This is a genomic window from Pseudomonas graminis, from assembly GCF_900111735.1.
Lineage (GTDB): Bacteria > Pseudomonadota > Gammaproteobacteria > Pseudomonadales > Pseudomonadaceae > Aquipseudomonas > Aquipseudomonas graminis.
Window position 1 is genome coordinate 34,837 of the sequence record NZ_FOHW01000035.1, and the last position, 19,005, is coordinate 53,841.

Genomic DNA, 19,005 nt, shown 5'->3' on the forward strand with positions numbered 1-19,005 from the left:
CCGGCTGACGCTCATGGCTCAGTCACGAACCGCCTTCCAGCTGCTGCTCGATATCGACCAGCGCTGCCGTTCACTCGCTGCGGGCCTGCCGCTGCAGGAAACCCGACAGCAGGGTTGGGGCGGCATTGGCTTTCGCATGGGCGAGCGCCATTACGTGGCGCCCATGGGCGAGATCGACGAAATCCTCCACGAGCCGCGCTGCGCGGTGTTGCCGGGCGCCAAGGCATGGGTCCGGGGCATCGCCAACCTGCGCGGCCGCTTGTTGCCGATCATCGACCTGTGCGCCTTCTTCGGCCACGAGCTCTCGCCCTTGCGCAAACAGCGTCGCGTGCTGGTGATCGATTTTCAGGGGGTCTTTGTCGGCTTGCTCATCGACGAGGTGCTGGGTATGCAGCATTTCAGCGAACGCAGTCTGATGCCGGAACCGGGGCACGACAGCGAACCCCGCGTCGCGCCCTACATACAGGGGCGTTTCGTGCGCGAGCAGGCCTGGCAGGTGTTCAGCCCGAGAGCACTGGTCCAGTCGCCGGATTTCATGGACGTGGCGCTCTGATGCCCGCCCCTGTAGGAGCCGGCTTGCTGGCGAATGCGGTGGGTTCATTGCAGAGGCGTTGGCTGACACCTCGGGGTCGCCAGCAAGCCGCCTCCTACAGTGGATGGTGCGTATTCCAGCCACTACGCTCTTGGCGGCCCTTCCTAAATCGAACATCAGGCGGAGCCCTGAGCAATGAGTAATACCGGCAAGTCACTGGAAGGCGCGCGCAGTCGATCGCAGATCGTCGTGCTGTTTATCTGCCTCATCGTTTTCATCATGCTGCTGTTCGTCAACTTCGCGTACCTCAGCACGCAGTCCAACTACGACAAACAATACATCGGCCACGCCGGCGAACTGCGCGTGCTGTCCCAGCGCATTGCCAAGAACGCCACGGAAGCGGCGGCGGGCAAGGCGGCGGCCTTCAAGTTGCTGGCCGACGCGCGCAACGACTTCGACACGCGCTGGCAGTATTTGAAGAAAGGTGACAAGAACACCGGCCTGCCTGCTGCGCCCGCCGCAGTGAGCGATGAGCTGAAAGCCGTGCAGAACGACTGGGAAAACCTGCGCAAAAGCACCGATGTGATTCTTGCCCGTGAGCAGACCGTGCTCTCGCTGCATCAGGTGGCGGCAACCCTCGCCGAGACCATTCCGCAATTGCAGATCGAATCGGAGAAGGTCGTCGACATTCTCCTGCAAACCCGCGCGCCTGCCAGCCAGGTCGCCCTCGCCCAGCGGCAGTCGTTGTTGGCCGAGCGAATACTGGGCGCAGTTAACACGGTGTTATCGGGCGACGAAACGGCGGTCCAGGCAGCGGACGCTTTCGGTCGCGATGCCAGCCAGTTCGGGCGGGTGCTCAACGGCATGCTCGAAGGTAATGCCACGCTGAAGATCGCTCAGGTCGAAGACCGCGATGCGCGCGCGCGGCTGGCCGAGATCGCCGAGCTGTTCCAGTTCGTCTCCGGCTCGGTCGACGAAATCCTCGAAACCTCGCCGGAACTGCTGGAGGTCCGTGAAGCGTCGGGCAGCATCTTCAACCTTTCGCAGACGCTCCTCGACGAAGCCTCGGTGCTGGCCAACAGTTTCGAGCACATGGCCGGTGGTCGCGCGGCGTACAGCTATGGCGGCTACATCCTGGGCCTGCTGGCCCTGGCGTCGATCATCCTGATTGGCCTGGTGATGGTGCGCGAAACCAACCGGCAACTGCGCGAAACCGCCGAGAAGAACGAGCGCAATCAGAACGCGATCATGCGCCTGCTCGACGAGATCGAGAACCTCGCGGACGGCGACCTGACCGTGGCCGCGTCGGTCACCGAGGATTTCACCGGCGCGATTGCCGATTCGATCAACTACTCCATCGACCAGCTGCGCGAGTTGGTGTCGACCATCAACCTCACCGCCGAGCAAGTGTTCGGCGCCGTGAAAGACACGCAGACCACCGCGACGCAACTGGCCGCGGCGTCCGAGCATCAGGCGTTGCAGATCGCAGCGGCGTCCAACGCCATCCATGACATGGCCACTTCCATCGATCAGGTCTCGGCCAATGCGTCCGAGTCGGTCACGGTGGCCGAGCGATCCGTGACCATCGCCAACAAGGGCAACGAGGTGGTGCATAACACCATCACCGGCATGGACAACATCCGCGAGCAGATTCAGGACACCTCCAAGCGCATCAAGCGGTTGGGCGAGTCTTCCCAGGAAATTGGCGACATCGTCAGCCTGATCGATGACATTGCCGACCAGACCAACATTCTTGCGCTCAATGCCGCGATTCAGGCCTCCATGGCCGGTGATGCCGGTCGCGGTTTTGCAGTCGTGGCCGATGAAGTCCAGCGGCTGGCGGAGCGCTCGTCGTCGGCGACCAAGCAGATCGAGACGCTGGTGCGCGCCATTCAGAACGACACCAACGAAGCGGTGATCTCCATGGAGCAGACCACAGCCGAAGTGGTGCGCGGTGCCCGGCTGGCGCAGGATGCCGGTGTCGCGCTCGAGGAAATCGAAGGGGTGTCCAAAATCCTCGCCGCGCTGGTCGAAAGCATCACCAATGCAGCGCAGCAGCAGGCGGCACTGGGTCAGCAGATATCCTCGACCATGCTGGTCATTCAGCAGACCACGACGCAGACCACCTCAGGCACGGCGGCCACCGCCCGGAGCATGGGCAATCTGGCGAAGATGGCCAGCGAGATGCGCCGCTCGGTGTCCGGCTTCACGCTGCCGACATCGCGGCATTGAGGGCCGTCTTGAAAGCCCGTTTGATAGCCCCGTTAATGCAAATGAAGCAGCGTCAAGGCACAGGCAACCGGAGTCACCATGGCTGACCGTCACGATTACGTGGCCCTGGAGTGGGTCAAAGGCGAAATAGCCGAAACACTCACGCACGCTCGACAGGCGCTGGACACCTTCGTCGCCCGGCCCCAAGACGCAGCGTCGATGGACGTGTGCCTTGATCTCATCCATCAGGTTCACGGCAGCCTGCAGATGATCGAGTTCTACGGCGCCGCGCTGTTCGCCGAGGAAATCGAGCAGCTGGCGCTGGCGCTGAAGCAGGGTCATGTCGCCCAGGAAAGCGAAGCGATTCAGCTGCTGAATCTGGCGATGACCCAACTGCCGGTCTACCTGGAGCGTGTGCATTCCGCTCGCCGTGATTTGCCGCTGGTGGTGCTGCCGCTGCTCAACGATCTGCGCAGCGCCCGGGGCGAAAGCCTGCTGTCCGAGACCCGCCTGTTCTCGCCGCAATTGCTGTCCATCCCCGCCCTTGATCCCGACGCATTGGCCGAGCGCGACAGCCCGGAACTGCCCGCGAAGCTGCGCAAACTGCGGCAAACGCTGCAGACGGCACTGGTCGGGCTGCTCCGGGATCAAGACGTGCAGACCCAACTCGGTTACATGGGCAAAGTGTTCGCCCGGCTTGAAGTGTTGTGCGCGGACGCCCCGCTTGAGCCGCTGTGGCGTATTGCTTCGGCGCTGGTTGAAAACATGATCAGCGGCAATTTCACCAACAGTCCGGCGCTGCGCAGCCTGTTCAAGGACGCCGACAAAGAACTCAAACGCCTGCTGGATCAGGGCGTCGAAGGCATCAATCAGCCTGCGCCCGACGAACTCCTGAAAAGCCTGTTGTTTTACATCGCCAAGTCCGACAGCGAGGCGCAGAAGATGACGGACTTGAAGGACCAGTACGCGCTTGCTGATGCCCTGCCGCACAGCGCCTTGGTCGCTGAAGAACGCGCGCGCATGGCCGGACCGGATCGCGACGCCATGCGCTCGGTGATCATCGCCCTGTGCGATGAACTGGTGCGTACCAAGGAGCGGCTGGACGTCTTCGTGCGCGGAGATCGCCAGCACGTCAGTGAGCTGAGTGCGTTGCTGCCGCCGCTGCGGCAGATCGCCGACACTCTGGCGGTGCTGGGATTTGGGCAGCCGCGCAAAGTCATCATTGATCAGATGACCGTGGTGCAGGGCATGGCTCAGGGACAACGCGCGCCCGACGATGCCACGTTAATGGACGTCGCCGGGGCGTTGCTGTACCTCGAATCGACCCTGGCGGGCATGGCCGGGACCGTCAACCAGAGCAGCCCCGAAGAGAGCCGCCTGCCGACCACCGACCTCAGCCAGATTCACCAACTGGTCATCAAGGAAGCGCGCATCGTCCTGCAGCAGGCCAAGGATGTGATCGACGCCTACGTCGACGGCGAGCTGGACCGGGCACGTCTGCTGCCGCTGTCGGAGCAATTGGTTCAGGTGCGCGGCGCGCTGGCGATGATCCCGCTGGCCCGGGCATCCGGGCTGCTGGCGGCCTGTAACGACTACATCACCGAGCACTTGCTGGTTGACACCGAAAGCCCGGCTGCCTCGCAGCTCGATCACCTGGCGGACGTGATCATCGGCGTCGAGTATTACCTCGAACGCATGGCCGAAGACCCGGAAGCGCCCGGCGAACACGTGCTGGATCTGGCCCAGGAAAGTCTCGCCCGGCTCGGTTACTCGCCAGCCCCCGAAGCGCTGGATGTGCCGGTGCTCGAAGAAGTCATCAGCGAAGAAGAGCTGCAAGACCTGCACGAGCGCCAGGCATTGGTCAGCCCGAGTCGGACCCTTGCCGAAGTGCTGGCCAGCCCGTTATCGGCGGTCAACCCGCCGGCGCGCGATATGCCGGCCAGCCTGTTGCCGCCGCCCAAGGGCGAGCAGGCGATCGATGACGAGCTGCGGGAAGTATTCCTGGAAGAAACCGATGAGATGCTTGAAGCACTGCGCGAGTACGTACCGCGCTGGCGCGCCGATCCGGGCAATCTCTCGGCGCTGGGCGAGATCCGTCGTGCGTTTCACACCCTCAAGGGCAGCGGCCGGATGGTGCGTGCGCTGATTCTGGGCGAGCTGGCGTGGTCGGTGGAAAACCTGCTGAACCGCGTACTGGAACACAGCGTCGAGCCAGACACGCGGGTGCAGCAGTTGCTCACGGACGTGCAGGCCTTACTGCCGGACGTGATTCGCGATTTCGCCGAAGATGTTCAGCGCCAGCGTGACGATGTCGACCAACTGGCGGCTCAGGCCCATGCGCTGGCCCAGGGTGAGGCGGGCGACGTCGAGCCTGCGCAGCGGCTGGAGGATGAAGAGGGTTTCGATCCGCAGTTGCTGGAAATTTTCCGCCAGGAAGCCCACACCCACCTGAACACGATGGGCCGCTACCTCGACGCTGCGCAGGACGCCGATGCGCCGGTGTTCAGCAACGATCTGCTGCGTGCGCTGCACACCCTCAAAGGCAGCGCGTACATGGCCGGCGTCTTGCCGATCGCCGAGCTGGCGAGCCCGCTGGATCAATTGGTGCGCGAGTTCAAGACCAACCTGATTGCGGTCGGCCAGGGCGAAATCGACCTGCTGCGTGCGGCCGAGCCTTTGTTCCGACAAGGCCTGTCCCAGCTGAATGCCGACCCGCTGATGCCCATCGAAGGCGCCGCAGCACTGATTCAGCAGGCCCAAGAGCTGCTCGACGCGCGACTGGCCGATGCGTTGAGCGACGACAGCAATGGCCTGCGCACGCGACGCAATCCGCAGCTGATCGCGAGCTTTCTGGCTGAAGGCATGGACATCCTGCTGGACGCAGACAACCTGCTCAAAGACTGGCGCCAGCACCCCGGCCATCGCCAGGAATTGAACGCGCTGCTCGACGAGCTGACCATGCTCGGCCACGGCGCGCACCTGGCCGACCTGCCTCAGGTCGATGAGCTTTGCGAGGCGCTGCTCGACCTGTACGGCGCGGTGGAGGAAAGCAGCCTTGCCGTCAGCGAACGGTTTTTCGATGAGGCCGAAAAGGCCCACGAAGCGCTGATCAACATGCTCGACCAGGTCGCCGCCGGACAGGAAGTCCAACCGTGCCCCGAGCGCGTGGGCGCCTTGCGCGGTCTGCTTGCCGAAGGGCTGGACCCCGGCGCAATGGGCGTAATCAAAAGTGATGGCGGTGGGGCGACCCGCATCATGGAGATGGAGGAAGTCAGCGAGCGCCTTGCCAAGCCCGTCCAGCCTGCGAGTGATGATTTCGATCAGGAAATCGTCGAAATCTTCCTCGAGGAGGCGGTGGATATTCTCGACATCGCCGGCCCTGCGCTTCAGCGCTGGCTCGACGACCCGGAAAACCCGCTGCCGCTGTCATCGTTGCAGCGTGACCTGCACACCCTCAAAGGGGGTGCGCGCATGGCCGAAATCGGCCCGGTGGGCGACCTCGGTCACGAGCTGGAATCGCTGTACGAAGGCCTGCTCGACCGACGTTGCGGTTATTCGCCGCAACTGGCCGAACTGCTGGTGCACAGCCACGATCACCTCTCGCTGATGCTTGAGCAGTTGCAGCACCATTCACCGCTGACCAGTCCGGCGCCGCTGATCGAGAAGATTCGCGAGTTTCGTCAGCGCAACTGCTACTTGCTGCCCAATGACGGCGCGACCCGCAACGTCAGTTCGATGATTCACTCGCTGGACGAGCGCGATCCGGAACTGCTGGAAATCTTCCTCGAAGAAGCCGACGACATCATCGAGAGCAGCAGCGGGGCGTTGGTGCGCTGGCAAGCCGACACTCAGAACCCGCTGGAAGTCGAAAACCTGCTGCGCGATCTGCACACGCTCAAGGGCGGCGCGCGCATGGTGGAGATCGGGCCGATTGGCGACCTCGCCCATGAGCTGGAGTCGTTGTATGAAGGGTTGTCGACGGGCGCGCTTAAAAACAGCGCACTGCTCAACGGCCTGCTGCAAAGCGGCCACGACATGCTCGCCGACATGGTGGATGCCGTGCGGGGTTACGAGCCGCTGCCCAACCCGGCGCTGCTGATCGAGAGCATCGGGCACTACACCTCGTCCGGGGCCGCTCGGGAATCTGTTGAAAAACCTCAGGAGGCGCCGGCTCTGCTGCCCGCGCCTGTTGTTGATCCGGCGGCTGCACAGGCCGATGCCGATGGCGAGCGCACCGGCCCGGAGATGATCAAGGTCCCGGCCGAGCAGCTCGAAGACTTGGCGAATCTGGCCGGGGAAACCTCGATATTCCGGGGACGTGTCGAGCAGCAGGTCAGCGACGCGCAGATCACACTGGTCGAAATGGAAACCACCATTGAGCGGATGCGCGATCAGCTGCGCCGACTTGATATCGAAACCCAGGGCCGCATTCTCAGCCGCGATCACCCCGTTGATCGGCGCGGTTACGAAGCATTCGACCCGCTGGAAATGGACCGGCATTCGCAGCTGCAGCAGTTGTCACGCGCGCTGTTCGAGTCCGCGTCCGACCTGATGGATCTCAAGGAAACCCTCGACACCCGCGCCCATGAGGCCGAAACCCTGCTGCTGCAACAGGCGCGGGTGAATACCGAGCTTCAGGAAAGCCTGATGCGCACGCGCATGGTGCCATTCGAGCGCATGGTGCCGCGCCTGCGCCGGATCGTCCGTCAGGTGTCGGGCGAGCTGAACAAGAAGGTCAAGTTCGACGTGGTCAACGCCGAGGGCGAGATGGACCGCAACGTGCTCGAACGCATGGTCGCGCCGCTGGAGCACATGCTGCGAAACGCCGTCGATCACGGGCTGGAGAGCGTCGAGGAACGTCTGGCCGCCGGCAAGTCAGAGTGGGGGCATATCACGCTGAGTCTGGCCCACGAAGGTGGCGACATCGTTATCGAGATGCGCGACGACGGCGCCGGTGTCGACTTCGAGGCCGTGCGGCGCAAGGCGATCAAGCGCGGCATGATCAGTCCCGACGCCGAGCTGAGCGAGCACGACATCCTGCAGTTCATTCTGCGCCCAGGGTTTTCCACCGCCGAGACCATCACCCAGATTTCCGGGCGCGGCGTCGGCATGGACGTGGTGCACGCCGAGGTCAAGGACCTGGGCGGCTCGATGGTTATTGATTCCAAGGCGGGTGAAGGCGCGCGTTTCCGTGTCCGCTTGCCGTTCTCGGTGTCGGTCAATCGTGCACTGATGGTGCAGTGCGGCGAAGAACAGTACGCCGTGCCGCTCAACAGCATCGAGGGCATCGTGCGCGTGATGCCGAGCGAGCTGGAGACCTGTTATCACACGGTGCCACCGCGCTACGAGTACAGCGGGCGCACCTACGAATTGCGTTATCTGGGCGAGCTGCTCAATAACGGTCATCCGCCGAAACTGAACGGCCAGACACAGACGCAGCCGCTCCCCGTGCTCCTCGTGCATGTCCACGATCAGTGGGTCGCGGTGCAGGTGGACGCGCTGGCCGGCTCGCGGGAGATCGTGGTGAAAAACCTCGGGCCGCAGTTTTCCTCGATACCCGGGATTGCCGGTGCGACCATTCTGGGTGACGGCCGCGTGGTGCTGATTCTCGATCTGTTTGCGCACATCCGGCGCTTTCACGCCAAGCTGCTCGCGCTGCAATTCGCGGGGCATGCGCCGGTGCGTTATGTCGAACCCGAACAGGCGCGGCCGTTGCTGGTGATGGTGGTGGATGACTCGGTGACGGTGCGCAAGGTGACCGGCCGCTTGCTGGAGCGCAACGGCATGAACGTGCTGACGGCCAAAGATGGCGTCGATGCCATGGCGCTGCTGCAGGAGCACACCCCGGACATCATGCTGCTGGACATCGAGATGCCGCGCATGGACGGCTTTGAAGTCGTCAGCAAGATTCGCGCAGACGACGCATTGAAGCACCTGCCAATCATCATGATTACGTCGCGATCGGGACAGAAACACCGCGACCACGCCATGGCGCTTGGGGTGAACGAATACATGAGCAAGCCGTATCAGGAAGCCGCACTGCTGGAAAGCATCGCCCACTGGAGCCACGCCCATGTCTGACACCACAACCCAAACGGCGCGGCTGACCAGCCTGACCGGGTTGCTGATCCCCCTGAGTGACCGGCACCTGCTGTTGCCCAACGTGGCGGTCGCCGAGCTGATCGATTATCAAGACAGCGTCGCCGATCCCGCCGCACCGCAGTGGTACCTGGGACCGATCAATTGGCGCAACCGCAGCCTGCCACTGCTCAGCTTCGAAGCCGCCTGCGGCAGCCGAGCCCGTGTCGGAGGTCGCGCCCGCATCGTCGTGCTCAACGCCCTCGGCGGCCGCCCTGACCTCAAGTTCGTCGCCCTGCTGACCCAAGGCATTCCGCGCTCCTGCAAACTCGACAGCCAACTCAGCTACGTCGACGTGCCGCTGGCCGAGCTGGAACTGGCCGCGGTGCAAGTGGGCGAGACCGTGGCGAAGATCCCGGACCTTGTGGCGCTTGAGCAGTGGTTGGTGGATGCGGGGTTGATTCAGGTGACGCCGAGCTTGTAAGAGACTCCCCGGCTCTCAAACGCCGCAGGGTGCATGCCGGACACAGCCCCTGTAGGAGTGAGCTTGCTCGCGAACGCTTCATTTCATCTGCTGAAGATTTAAAGGATGTACCGCCATCTTCGTCTGGATACGGCCCAGAGCGAGCTTGCTCCCACGTGAACGGCGTGCTGTCATCGATCCATCCGGTGATTTAGAACCCTCAGCACCTCCACCTGATGATCCTTCACCCGATACGGCGCCACATACGGGTATCGACTTAACACCAGCTCCCTGACGCCCGGGGATTGTGATGGCCGGCCTAGCCCACTGAACGTCCTCAATGACTCCAACTGACCAAGCACGTCAATCACGATTCGGTTGGCTACTTCCGAGCCGCACATTGCTGCGTAGTATTCATGCATGCCCTCTAGATCACTCTGCGCTTTGTCAGTCAGGGCTATTGTCAGCACGCTTCACCCATCTCGCTTTCACAGATTCGATGTCAGTAAGGTTTCCTGCATCGGCGTCCGCTATGCCGTCAGAGATAGCGTGCATCTGGCGCATCTCGGCCTCGAGGTAGCGGCTCAGTGCTTGCTGAAGGTGATATTGCCGATCACGCTCAGTGGCGCCGGCCAACTGATCGAGCGTTTGTACTGTTTCTTCATCGGCTTGAAATGACAGGACAGTCGATGACATGAGATCTCCAGGCGCTTGAAAGGCATACATATCGCCTTCAAAGCTAGGAGTCTGGGTCGGAAAAGGCAATTCAGGCAACTGCGACATTGCGCTCGGATTTCAGGTTTGTGAAGCAGACAGTTTAATCAGTCAAGAAGGGTCGACTGCGGTGCATATATATCGCACTCCTACCAAATTCCTCCTAGACGATGAGCCGAATAAACCGCATATTCGGCTCATCCGGTGAGCCGAATATAATTGCTAATCGGCTCACACCCCTCCGAGGCCTCCCGTGAAACAGTCAGCAAAGTGGATTTGGCAACACCCCAAATGGCCTGCCTTTTCCTGGGATGTGGAAGCGCTAGCGCCGCTGTTGCGGGCCTGCACCCAGGCGCAGGGTCAGTTATTGGGGATGATGGGCGCGTCAGGCACTGGCGCGAATGTTGAGCGCGAGCTGGACGCTTTGCTGCAGAACGTCATCACCTCATCGGCCATTGAGGGTGAGCAACTCAATGTGGAGTCGGTGCGTTCTTCGCTGGCAAAGCGGCTCGGGCTCGCCAGCGATGAACGGGTGACTGCCCGAAGCGAAGGTCTTGCGGAGCTGATGCTGGACGCCACTCAACAACACGATGGGCCGCTGACGTCTGAACGGCTAATGCACTGGCATCGCTTGTTGTTTCCCGACACTAGCGCGCTGACGGCACGCCCCATTCAGGTCGGAACGCTCAGAGGGCCGGAGCCCATGCAGGTCGTGTCCGGTCGCATCGACCGGCCCGTGGTGCATTTCGAGGCGCCTGGACGCGAAGGCCTGGAGCAAAAGCTCGATGACTTTTTTTACTGGTTCAACAGCAGCCGCGCCGATCCTACCCTTGACCCACTTATCCGCGCGGGCATCGCGCATTTCTGGTTCGTGACACTGCACCCGTTCGACGATGGCAACGGACGTTTGACCCGCGCGATCACTGACCTGGCCATGGCCCAGGGCGAACATCAGGCCATACGCTTTTACGCCATGTCCGCGAGCATCCTCGCCCGCCGTCAGGACTATTACCGGATTCTGGAAGCGACCCAGCGTGGCGACCTTAACATCACCGAATGGCTCCTATGGTTTCTGCAGACGTTGTTGCACACACTTGAGCAGGCCATGCAGCGTATCGAGCGAGTGTTGGTGAAGGCGAGATTCTGGCAAGCCCATAGGGATGACGGGCTACCTCCCGAGCAGACCAAGGTGCTCAATCGGTTATTGAATGGCGACCTGTTGTCGGAGAAGCCCGACGCGGGTTTTACCGGTGGCATCAGCGCCGCTCAATATCAGGCGGTCGCCAAAGTCAGTAAAGCCACCGCCACCCGGCATCTCCAAGACCTTCTGGAAAAAGGCTGCTTGCGTAAACTCCCCGGCGGCGGGCGCAGCACCCGTTATCAGATCAACTGGGCGGACTGATCATTACTCTGACCGTAACGATCCCGCCAGTTACTTGATTGATGCCGAACCTGAACCCCTCCTAATCTGCCCCACGACAGCGAACTCGTGGAGTCAGCATGACCACAACAACTAAACTTGACCCGCGCTGGTCGCGTCGTCGCACTGAAAAGCTGCGACGGCTCGACCTGGTGCGTTCCTTCGCCGATGGCGTTGTACTGCCGACCGACAACATTGTCGCCGCGCTTGAGGCGTTGATTGCGCCGGGCGATCGCGTGGTGCTGGAAGGCAATAACCAGAAGCAGGCGGATTTCCTGTCCCGCTCACTGGTGAAGGCCGATCCCGCCAAGCTTCACGATCTGCACATGATCATGCCCAGCGTTGGCCGGGCCGAGCATCTGGACCTCTTCGAACGCGGCATCGCCCGCAAGCTGGACTTCTCTTTCGCCGGCACTCAGAGCCTGCGTATCAGCCAGTTGCTGGAAGACGGCCTGCTGGAAATCGGTGCGATTCATACGTACATCGAGCTGTATTCCCGCCTGCTGGTCGACCTGATTCCCAACGTCGTGCTCTCGGCCGGTTTCATGGCTGACCGCGCTGGCAACATCTATACCGGCGCCAGCACCGAAGACACCCCCGCCCTGATCGAACCGGCCGCCTTCAGCGACGGCATCGTCATCGTGCAGGTCAACCAGTTGGTGGATGACGTCAGCGACCTGCCGCGGGTGGACATCCCGGCGTCATGGGTCGACTTCGTGGTCGTCGCCGACAAGCCGTTCTACATCGAGCCGCTGTTTACCCGCGACCCGCGCCACATCAAGCCGGTGCACGTGCTGATGGCGATGATGGCGATTCGCGGGATCTACGAGAAACACAACGTCCAGTCCCTCAACCACGGGATCGGCTTCAACACCGCAGCCATCGAACTGATCCTGCCGACCTACGGCGAATCGCTGGGCCTGAAGGGCAAGATCTGCCGTAACTGGACGCTCAATCCGCACCCGACGCTGATTCCCGCCATCGAAAGCGGCTGGGTCGAAAGCGTGCATTGCTTCGGCACCGAGCTGGGCATGGAAAACTATATTGCCGCGCGGCCCGACGTGTTCTTCACGGGCCACGATGGCTCCATGCGCTCCAACCGGATGATGTGCCAGCTGGCCGGGCAGTACGCGGTCGACCTGTTCATTGGTGCCACGCTGCAAGTCGACGGCGACGGCCATTCCTCCACCGTTACGCGCGGGCGCCTTGCCGGCTTCGGTGGCGCACCGAACATGGGCCACGACCCGCGCGGCCGACGTCACGCCACGCCCGCCTGGCTGGACATGCGCCAGCAGAGCGGTGACGGGCCGGACGCCTATCTTGAACGCGGCAAGAAGCTCGTCGTGCAAATGGTCGAGACTTTCCAGGAGGGCGGCAAACCCACTTTCGTCGAGACGCTGGACGCTGTCGAAGTCGCGAAAAAGAGCGGCATGCCCCTGGCGCCGATCATGATCTACGGCGACGACGTCACCCATCTGTTGACCGAAGAAGGCATCGCCTATCTGTACAAGGCGCGAACGCTGGAAGAGCGTCAGGCCATGATCGCCGCTGTGGCGGGTGTGACCTCCATCGGCCTGCGCCACAACCCGAAAGACACCGCCCGCATGCGCCGTGAAGGGCTGATTGCGCTGCCTGAGGATTTGGGCATTCGTCGCACCGATGCCAGCCGCGAACTGCTGGCGGCCAAGAGCGTCGCCGAGCTGGTGGAATGGTCCGGCGGCTTGTACAACCCGCCTGCGAAATTCAGGAGCTGGTGATGCGCGCATTCAATGTAGCTTTCGATGCCTTCGATGCAACGCCGAACCCTGCATCGCTGGCAGAGCGCCTGGCCGATCTGGCCGTGGATGCGCTGATCGACGAAGCCGACCTGTCGCCAAAACCGGCGCTGGTCGATCGTCGCAGCAGTGGTGCTCACACAGATCTGCACCTGGGCTTGATGCACGCATCAGCGCTCTCGCTGTGGCCGGCGTTCAAGCAGATGGCCGACGCCGCTGTTGCCATTGGCGAGATCAACCCGATTTTGCGGGAAACCATCGGCCGCCTCGGTCGCGAGGGCGAAGCCGCGATGATGCGCACCACCAATGGTGTGAACACCCACCGTGGCGCGATCTGGGCATTGGGCTTGTTGGTCACCGCAGCAGCGCTGGACCCCGATGATCTCTTTCCGGAAGGGCTGTGCCAACGCGCTAGCCATCTGGCAATGATCGACGATCGTCATCAGGGCGAGAGTCAAAGCCATGGCCAGGCCGTTGCGCAAAAATACGGCGCAACGGGTGCCCGAGGGCAAGCGCAAGCGGGTTTCCCTGCCGTCACTCAAACCGGCTTGCCGCAACTCATCCGCAGCCGCGCCGCCGGACATGGCGAGCAGAACGCGCGACTCGATGCACTGCTGGCGATCATGACCACCCTGTCCGATACCTGCGTGTTGTATCGCGCGGGTGAAGCAGGCCTGCACGCCATGCAACACGGTGCGCAGCGGGTGCTGGACGCCGGCGGCAGCGCGACCCTCAGCGGCCGTCGCGCGCTGAATCAGCTGGATCAACAACTGCTGAGCCTGAACGCCTCTCCCGGCGGCGCTGCCGATTTGCTCGCCGCTTGCCTGTTTATTGATCGCCTGGAGCGTGCGCTCGGCGATGCAACGAGGAACGTCTGATCATGGAAACCCTGTCTTTTGAATTCCCTGCCGGGCAGCCGCCACGGGGTCGCGCGTTGGTGGGTTGTGTCGGTTCAGGTGATCTGGAAGTGCTGCTTGAACCGGGCCAGCCGGGCAAGCTGACGATCCAGGTGCTGACGTCGGTCAATGGCAGTTCGGCGCGCTGGGACAATCTCTTCAAGCGCATGTTCGACGGCCAGACGCCACCGGCCATGAGTATCGACATCCATGATTTCGGCGCGACACCGGGCGTGGTTCGGCTGCGCCTGGAGCAAGGTTTCGAGGAGGTCGGTCATGACTGACAGCACGCGGCTTTTGCAGCAGCACAGCTTCGTCGAACTCGGCGCCCGGCAACGCGCTCGCGCGCTGCTGGACAACGGCAGTTTTCGTGAGCTGATCGATCCCTTCGAGCGTCTGGTTTCCCCTTGGCTGGCCAAGCAGGGCGTCGTGCCCCAGGCCGACGATGGCGTGGTAATCGCCAAAGGCACGATCGATGGCAAACCGGTGGTGATCTGCGCCATCGAAGGCGGCTTTCAAGGCGGCAGCATGGGCGAAGTCGGCGGCGCCAAAATGGCCGGCGCGCTTGAGTTGGCCGCCGAAGACAACCGCAAGGGCATTCCGACGGCAGCCGTTCTGCTGCTGGAAACCGGGGGCGTGCGCTTGCAGGAAGCCAATCTCGGGCTGGCCGCCATCGCCGACATTCACGCGGCCATCGTTGATCTGCGCCGTTATCAGCCAGTGATCGGCGTGGTGGCGGGCAGCGTCGGCTGCTTCGGCGGCATGTCCATCGCCGCGGCGCTGTGCAGTTATCTGGTCGTTACCCAGGAAGCACGTCTGGGCCTGAACGGCCCGCAAGTCATCGAACAGGAAGCCGGCATCGAGGAATACGACTCCCGCGACCGTCCGTTCATCTGGAGCCTGACCGGGGGCGAGCAACGTTTTGCCAGCGGTCTGGTAGACGCCTTTGTCGCCGATGACATCAGCGCCATTCAGCAACAGGTGCAAGCGTTGTTGCACAGGGGCAAGCCCGAGCAGGAGCGCAGCAGCCGGTTCGCCTGGTTCCTTGAGCGTTTGTCGCAGGTGGACACCGGCCAGCAGATCGAGCCCGCTGCCGTACGCAGCGCCTATCAAGGAGACCGGACATGAGTGCTTACTCTCTGCGTGGATTGAGCTGGTTCAATGCGCTCGCCGCAAACGCCGCCGAAGTGGCGGGGCTGCCAGCGTCGGTGAAAGCAGCGGACGGCACGCTGGGTGATCGCCCGGCGCGATTCCTGGCCGTGGTCGCCGACCCTGCCAATCGTTTTCCCCGCGCACAAAACGGCGAAGTCGGATTGCTTGAAGGATGGGGCCTGGCCCAGGCCGTGGACAGCGCCATCGAGCTGGATCAGGACAGCGACAACAAGCGGACATTAATCGCGATCATCGACGTGCCGAGTCAAGCCTATGGCCGCCGCGAGGAAGCGCTGGGTATTCACCAGGCACTGGCCGGGGCGGTCGACGCTTATGCTCGGGCGCGTCTGGCCGGGCATCCGGTGATTGGGCTATTGGTGGGCAAGGCGATGTCGGGCGCGTTTCTCGCCCACGGTTATCAGGCCAATCGCCTGATTGCCCTGCGCGACCCGGGCGTCATGGTTCACGCTATGGGCAAGGCTTCGGCGGCGCGGGTGACACTGCGCAGCGTCGAAGAACTGGAAAAACTCGCCGCCAGCGTGCCGCCGATGGCCTACGACATCGACAGCTACGCCAGCCTTGGCCTGCTGTGGGAAATCCTGTCGGTCAGTCAAATCGAGCAGCCCAGCGCGGCGGATCTCACCCTGGTTGAGGACTGTTTGATTGCAGCGATCAAAGACACCCTGGCCGGGGCCAATGACCTGAGTACACGCCTGGGCGCGCCGAACCGTGGGGCGTCGTCGAAAGTGCGCGAGCTGTTGCGGGCGCAGTGGTGATGAGCACTTTTCAGCCGGTGCTCCCCCATGATCTGTTGTGGGGGATGTCGGCGGCTGCGTTGCCGATTGACGCGCCGGCGTGGGCGTTCGAGGCCGTTGGCCTGGGTCATCCGGTGGTGGTGCGCCGCGCCCGGGTCGCGGCTGGTCTGGTGGCGGTGGGTGTGCGGGGTCGCTCGCGGGATCAGCGCTATGCCGCCCACATGAGGCTCGACGATGTGCAACGGCGCGTGCTGCCTGAAGAGTTGATCGCCATGACGCCTGACGCTGATTGGCCGGCGTTGCGCGCCTTGCAGCAGATCCGTTCAGTGATGAATGCACTCGGCCTGCAGTGGGGCGTGGCGGGTGGCGCCGGTTTCGAGCTGGCCAGTGGCGTGCCGGTGCTGCACGCGGGCAGCGACCTCGATCTTATCCTGCGGACCCCTCAATTTTTTGATCGCCAGCACGCCGCTCGTTTGGTGGAGCAGCTTGCCGGCGCGGTGTGCCGAATCGACCTTCAGCTGCAAACCCCGTTTGGCGCCGTGGCGCTGCGCGAATGGGCAGGACCGTCTCGTCAGGTGCTCCTCAAAGCCGAAGACGGCGCGAGGCTTGTGGATAACCCGTGGCTGGCGCAGGCGGTCGCGGCATGAGCAGCTTCTGGGCGTTTCCCGGCCAGGGCGCGCAACAGCCGGGCATGCTCCACGGCCTGCCGGAGCACCCGTTGGTCGCGCACTGCCTGGCAGAAGCGAGCGCTGCTTTGAAAGAGGACGTCCTGACCCTGGACACCGCCGCAGCCCTGCAATCGACACGCGCTGTTCAGCTGTGTTTGTTGATCGCTGGCGTCGCCTGTGCGCGGGTGTTGATGGCCGATGAAAACAGCCCTGATATGGTCGCGGGTTTGTCCATCGGCGCTTATCCCGCCGCCGTCATCGCGGGCGCTCTGGATTTTTCGGATGCCGTGCGTCTGGTGGCGCTGCGGGGCGAGCTGATGCAAAGCGCTTATCCACAGGGCTTCGGCATGACGGCGCTGATCGGTCTTGACCAACCCACCGTCGAAGCCCTGATCGCCCGAATTCATAGCGTTGAGAGCCCGGTCTATCTGGCCAACATCAACGCCGATAACCAGTTCGTCATTGCCGGGCGAGACGAGGCCATGGCGGCTGTCGCTGCGCTTGCAAAAGAGCAGGGCGCTGCGGCGGCCAAGCGGCTGGCGGTCAGCGTGCCGTCCCACTGCGAGCTGCTGGCTGAACCTGCGCGGGCGCTCGCCGATGCGTTTGCCCATGTGGGCGTGAAAGCGCCGACGCTCAAATACCTCAGCGGCAGCACCGCGCGGCCGATGCTCAGCGCCGACAAGGTGCGCGACGATCTGGCGTTCAACATGTGCCGTGTCATCGACTGGCGCAGCACGGTGCAAACCGCGTACGAGCGCGGCGCACGCCTGCACATCGAACTGCCGCCGGGCACTGTGCTTACCGGTCTGGCACGCCGCGTCTTCGAACAAGGATCGGCCGTTGCCTTTCAGGGCGCCCGGCTGGACACGCTCAGCGCGCTGTCGCGAGAGGAGGAACGCCGCCACTCATAAACCGACTGCTGCTTTCGAAGGAACACAAAAACAACAACTTCGACGATGCAATTTGAGGAAAGAACAATGGTGATTTATGGCGTGGCGTTACTCGCAATCTGCACCCTCGCGGGGGTGATTCTCGGTGATCTGCTCGGCGTGCTGCTGGGCGTCAAATCCAACGTGGGCGGCGTCGGGATCGCGATGATCCTGTTGATCTGCGCACGGCTGTTCATGCAAAAGCGCGGCGGCATGAGCGAAGGCTGCGAAATGGGCGTCGGCTTCTGGGGCGCCATGTACATCCCGGTGGTCGTAGCCATGGCCGCTCAGCAAAATGTCGTTACGGCGCTTAAGGGCGGGCCCATCGCGGTCATTGCGGCGGTGGTGTCAGTGGTGGTCTGTGGCTGCACGATTGCGGTCATCAGCCGCATCAACAAGGGCGAGCCACTGCCCAAAGAGGACGAACTGGCGAACCCGCTCCCGGTGATCGCGCCAACTGTTTCGCCAGCAGGAGGCCGCTGATATGTGGGAGCTCATTCAGAAAGACCTGATCAGTCAGGGCCTCGTTACCGCGTTTGCGGTCGTGGGCGTGGTGATGTGGATTTCGGTGGTGCTGTCCAAGCGCCTGACGTTCGGGCGCATCCATGGTTCGGCCATTGCGATCGTCATCGGCCTGGTGCTGGCGTGGGTCGGCGGCACGATGACCGGGGGCCAGAAAGGGCTGGCGGACCTGGCGTTGTTTTCCGGGATCGGCTTGATGGGCGGGTCGATGCTGCGTGATTTCGCCATCGTCGCCACGGCCTTCGAAGTGCAGGCCACCGAAGCGAAAAAGGCTGGATGGGTCGGCGCGTTCTCGCTGTTGCTCGGCACGTTGCTGCCGTTCATTGTCGGCTGCTGCGTGGCGTACGCGTTCGGCTATCGCGATGCTGTCAGCATCACCACCATTGGCGCGGGCGCGGTGACGTACATCGTCGGTCCGGTGACTGGCGCGGCGTTGGGCGCGAGCTCGGACGTGATGGCGCTGTCGATCGCGACCGGTCTGATCAAAGCCATTCTGGTGATGGTCGGCACCCCGATGGCTGCACGCTGGATGGGGCTGGATAACCCGCGTTCGGCGATGGTTTTCGGTGGCTTGGCCGGCACCGTGAGCGGCGTGACGGCAGGACTCGCGGCAACTGATCGGCGGCTGGTGCCTTACGGCGCGCTGACGGCGACCTTCCACACCGGGCTCGGCTGCCTGCTGGGGCCTTCCCTGCTGTACTTCATCGTCCGCGGGATTTTGGGCTGAGGCTTCGAGGTGCGCGGCGTGTTTTCGTCGCAATTCCTAAGGCCGAGCCCGGATGATTTTCCGTCGCAAAACCTGTAGGAGCGCGCTTGCCCGCGAAGGCTTTGTTTCTGACGATAGAGATGTGTCGGCTGCACCGGCCTGTTCGCGGGCAAGCGCGCTCCTA

Annotated in this window: 15 protein-coding genes and 2 pseudogenes; 15 read left to right on the forward strand and 2 right to left on the reverse strand. The window is 62.9% G+C overall.

What is annotated here, in order from left to right; translation table 11 throughout:
* Positions 1-13: 13 nt before the first annotated feature.
* From BMY98_RS21360 to BMY98_RS21375, 5 genes and pseudogenes are all read left to right on the forward strand, one after another.
* Positions 14-553: a chemotaxis protein CheW gene (locus BMY98_RS21360; RefSeq protein WP_074892378.1), complete on the forward strand. Its 540-nt coding sequence runs from the start codon at positions 14-16 to the stop codon at positions 551-553.
* 174 nt (positions 554-727) lie between these two features.
* Positions 728-2,764: a methyl-accepting chemotaxis protein gene (locus BMY98_RS21365; RefSeq protein ID WP_074892379.1), complete on the forward strand. Its 2,037-nt coding sequence runs from the start codon at positions 728-730 to the stop codon at positions 2,762-2,764.
* Between the two features lie 78 nt (positions 2,765-2,842).
* Positions 2,843-6,853 (forward strand): annotated as a pseudogene (locus BMY98_RS21370) (Hpt domain-containing protein); the annotation flags it as partial.
* 102 nt (positions 6,854-6,955) lie between these two features.
* A pseudogene (locus BMY98_RS28190) lies at positions 6,956-8,824 on the forward strand (hybrid sensor histidine kinase/response regulator); the annotation flags it as partial.
* Positions 8,817-9,305, forward strand: a complete 489-nt coding sequence (locus tag BMY98_RS21375) for a chemotaxis protein CheW (protein WP_074892381.1) — start codon at positions 8,817-8,819, stop codon at positions 9,303-9,305. The pseudogene BMY98_RS28190 and the gene BMY98_RS21375, both read left to right, overlap by 8 nt.
* A 170-nt stretch (positions 9,306-9,475) precedes the next feature.
* Here the strand turns inward: BMY98_RS21375 and BMY98_RS21380 are convergent, their stop codons facing one another.
* Positions 9,476-9,706, reverse strand: a complete 231-nt coding sequence (locus tag BMY98_RS21380) for a type II toxin-antitoxin system RelE/ParE family toxin (protein WP_342742129.1) — start codon at positions 9,704-9,706, stop codon at positions 9,476-9,478.
* A gap of 25 nt (positions 9,707-9,731) precedes the next feature.
* On the reverse strand, positions 9,732-10,067 hold the full coding sequence (locus tag BMY98_RS21385; RefSeq protein ID WP_425438897.1) for a CopG family ribbon-helix-helix protein: 336 nt from the start codon (positions 10,065-10,067) through the stop codon (positions 9,732-9,734).
* Positions 10,068-10,251: 184 nt separating this feature from the next.
* Here BMY98_RS21385 and BMY98_RS21390 point away from each other — a divergent pair, with 184 nt between their 5' ends.
* The 10 genes from BMY98_RS21390 (at position 10,252) to madM (ending at position 18,842) form a co-directional block, all read left to right on the forward strand.
* A complete protein-coding gene (locus BMY98_RS21390; protein WP_074892384.1) occupies positions 10,252-11,400 on the forward strand; it encodes a Fic family protein in 1,149 nt (382 codons plus the stop codon).
* A 98-nt stretch (positions 11,401-11,498) separates the two neighbouring features.
* Positions 11,499-13,175 (forward strand): malonate decarboxylase subunit alpha, encoded by a 1,677-nt coding sequence (mdcA, locus tag BMY98_RS21395; RefSeq protein WP_074892385.1) that lies wholly within the window; start codon positions 11,499-11,501, stop codon positions 13,173-13,175.
* Complete coding sequence (locus BMY98_RS21400) at positions 13,175-14,071, forward strand: triphosphoribosyl-dephospho-CoA synthase (RefSeq protein WP_074892386.1); 897 nt, start codon at positions 13,175-13,177, stop codon at positions 14,069-14,071. Before mdcA ends, BMY98_RS21400 begins: the two co-directional genes overlap by 1 nt.
* Before the next feature lie 2 nt (positions 14,072-14,073).
* Complete coding sequence (locus BMY98_RS21405; RefSeq protein WP_074892387.1) at positions 14,074-14,373, forward strand: malonate decarboxylase subunit delta; 300 nt, start codon at positions 14,074-14,076, stop codon at positions 14,371-14,373.
* Positions 14,366-15,217: a biotin-independent malonate decarboxylase subunit beta gene (locus tag BMY98_RS21410; RefSeq protein WP_074892388.1), complete on the forward strand. Its 852-nt coding sequence runs from the start codon at positions 14,366-14,368 to the stop codon at positions 15,215-15,217. The genes BMY98_RS21405 and BMY98_RS21410 overlap by 8 nt, the downstream gene beginning before the upstream one ends.
* A complete protein-coding gene (mdcE, locus tag BMY98_RS21415; protein WP_074892389.1) occupies positions 15,214-16,017 on the forward strand; it encodes a biotin-independent malonate decarboxylase subunit gamma in 804 nt (267 codons plus the stop codon). Before BMY98_RS21410 ends, mdcE begins: the two co-directional genes overlap by 4 nt.
* Positions 16,017-16,643, forward strand: coding sequence for a malonate decarboxylase holo-ACP synthase (locus BMY98_RS21420; protein ID WP_425438898.1), 627 nt, complete (start codon positions 16,017-16,019; stop codon positions 16,641-16,643). Before mdcE ends, BMY98_RS21420 begins: the two co-directional genes overlap by 1 nt.
* Positions 16,640-17,575 (forward strand): malonate decarboxylase subunit epsilon, encoded by a 936-nt coding sequence (gene mdcH / locus BMY98_RS21425; RefSeq protein ID WP_074892391.1) that lies wholly within the window; start codon positions 16,640-16,642, stop codon positions 17,573-17,575. The genes BMY98_RS21420 and mdcH overlap by 4 nt, the downstream gene beginning before the upstream one ends.
* A 66-nt stretch (positions 17,576-17,641) precedes the next feature.
* Entirely contained in the window at positions 17,642-18,076 is a 435-nt protein-coding gene (madL, locus tag BMY98_RS21430; protein ID WP_065991198.1) for a malonate transporter subunit MadL, read from the forward strand.
* A gap of 1 nt (position 18,077) precedes the next feature.
* Complete coding sequence (gene madM, locus BMY98_RS21435) at positions 18,078-18,842, forward strand: malonate transporter subunit MadM (protein WP_074892392.1); 765 nt, start codon at positions 18,078-18,080, stop codon at positions 18,840-18,842.
* Positions 18,843-19,005 lie beyond the last annotated feature (163 nt).

What these genes read in the sequence shown, in the direction of transcription:
- BMY98_RS21360 (WP_074892378.1), top strand. Translation starts at nt 14, where the DNA reads ATGGCTCAGTCACGAACCGCCTTCCAGCTGCTGCTCGATATCGACCAG.
- BMY98_RS21365 (WP_074892379.1), top strand. Translation starts at nt 728, where the DNA reads ATGAGTAATACCGGCAAGTCACTGGAAGGCGCGCGCAGTCGATCGCAG.
- BMY98_RS21375 (WP_074892381.1), top strand. Translation starts at nt 8,817, where the DNA reads ATGTCTGACACCACAACCCAAACGGCGCGGCTGACCAGCCTGACCGGG.
- BMY98_RS21380 (WP_342742129.1), bottom strand. Translation starts at nt 9,706, where the DNA reads ATGCATGAATACTACGCAGCAATGTGCGGCTCGGAAGTAGCCAACCGA.
- BMY98_RS21385 (WP_425438897.1), bottom strand. Translation starts at nt 10,067, where the DNA reads ATGTCGCAGTTGCCTGAATTGCCTTTTCCGACCCAGACTCCTAGCTTT.
- mdcA (WP_074892385.1), top strand. Translation starts at nt 11,499, where the DNA reads ATGACCACAACAACTAAACTTGACCCGCGCTGGTCGCGTCGTCGCACT.
- BMY98_RS21400 (WP_074892386.1), top strand. Translation starts at nt 13,175, where the DNA reads ATGCGCGCATTCAATGTAGCTTTCGATGCCTTCGATGCAACGCCGAAC.
- BMY98_RS21405 (WP_074892387.1), top strand. Translation starts at nt 14,074, where the DNA reads ATGGAAACCCTGTCTTTTGAATTCCCTGCCGGGCAGCCGCCACGGGGT.
- BMY98_RS21410 (WP_074892388.1), top strand. Translation starts at nt 14,366, where the DNA reads ATGACTGACAGCACGCGGCTTTTGCAGCAGCACAGCTTCGTCGAACTC.
- mdcE (WP_074892389.1), top strand. Translation starts at nt 15,214, where the DNA reads ATGAGTGCTTACTCTCTGCGTGGATTGAGCTGGTTCAATGCGCTCGCC.
- BMY98_RS21420 (WP_425438898.1), top strand. Translation starts at nt 16,017, where the DNA reads ATGAGCACTTTTCAGCCGGTGCTCCCCCATGATCTGTTGTGGGGGATG.
- mdcH (WP_074892391.1), top strand. Translation starts at nt 16,640, where the DNA reads ATGAGCAGCTTCTGGGCGTTTCCCGGCCAGGGCGCGCAACAGCCGGGC.
- madL (WP_065991198.1), top strand. Translation starts at nt 17,642, where the DNA reads ATGGTGATTTATGGCGTGGCGTTACTCGCAATCTGCACCCTCGCGGGG.
- madM (WP_074892392.1), top strand. Translation starts at nt 18,078, where the DNA reads ATGTGGGAGCTCATTCAGAAAGACCTGATCAGTCAGGGCCTCGTTACC.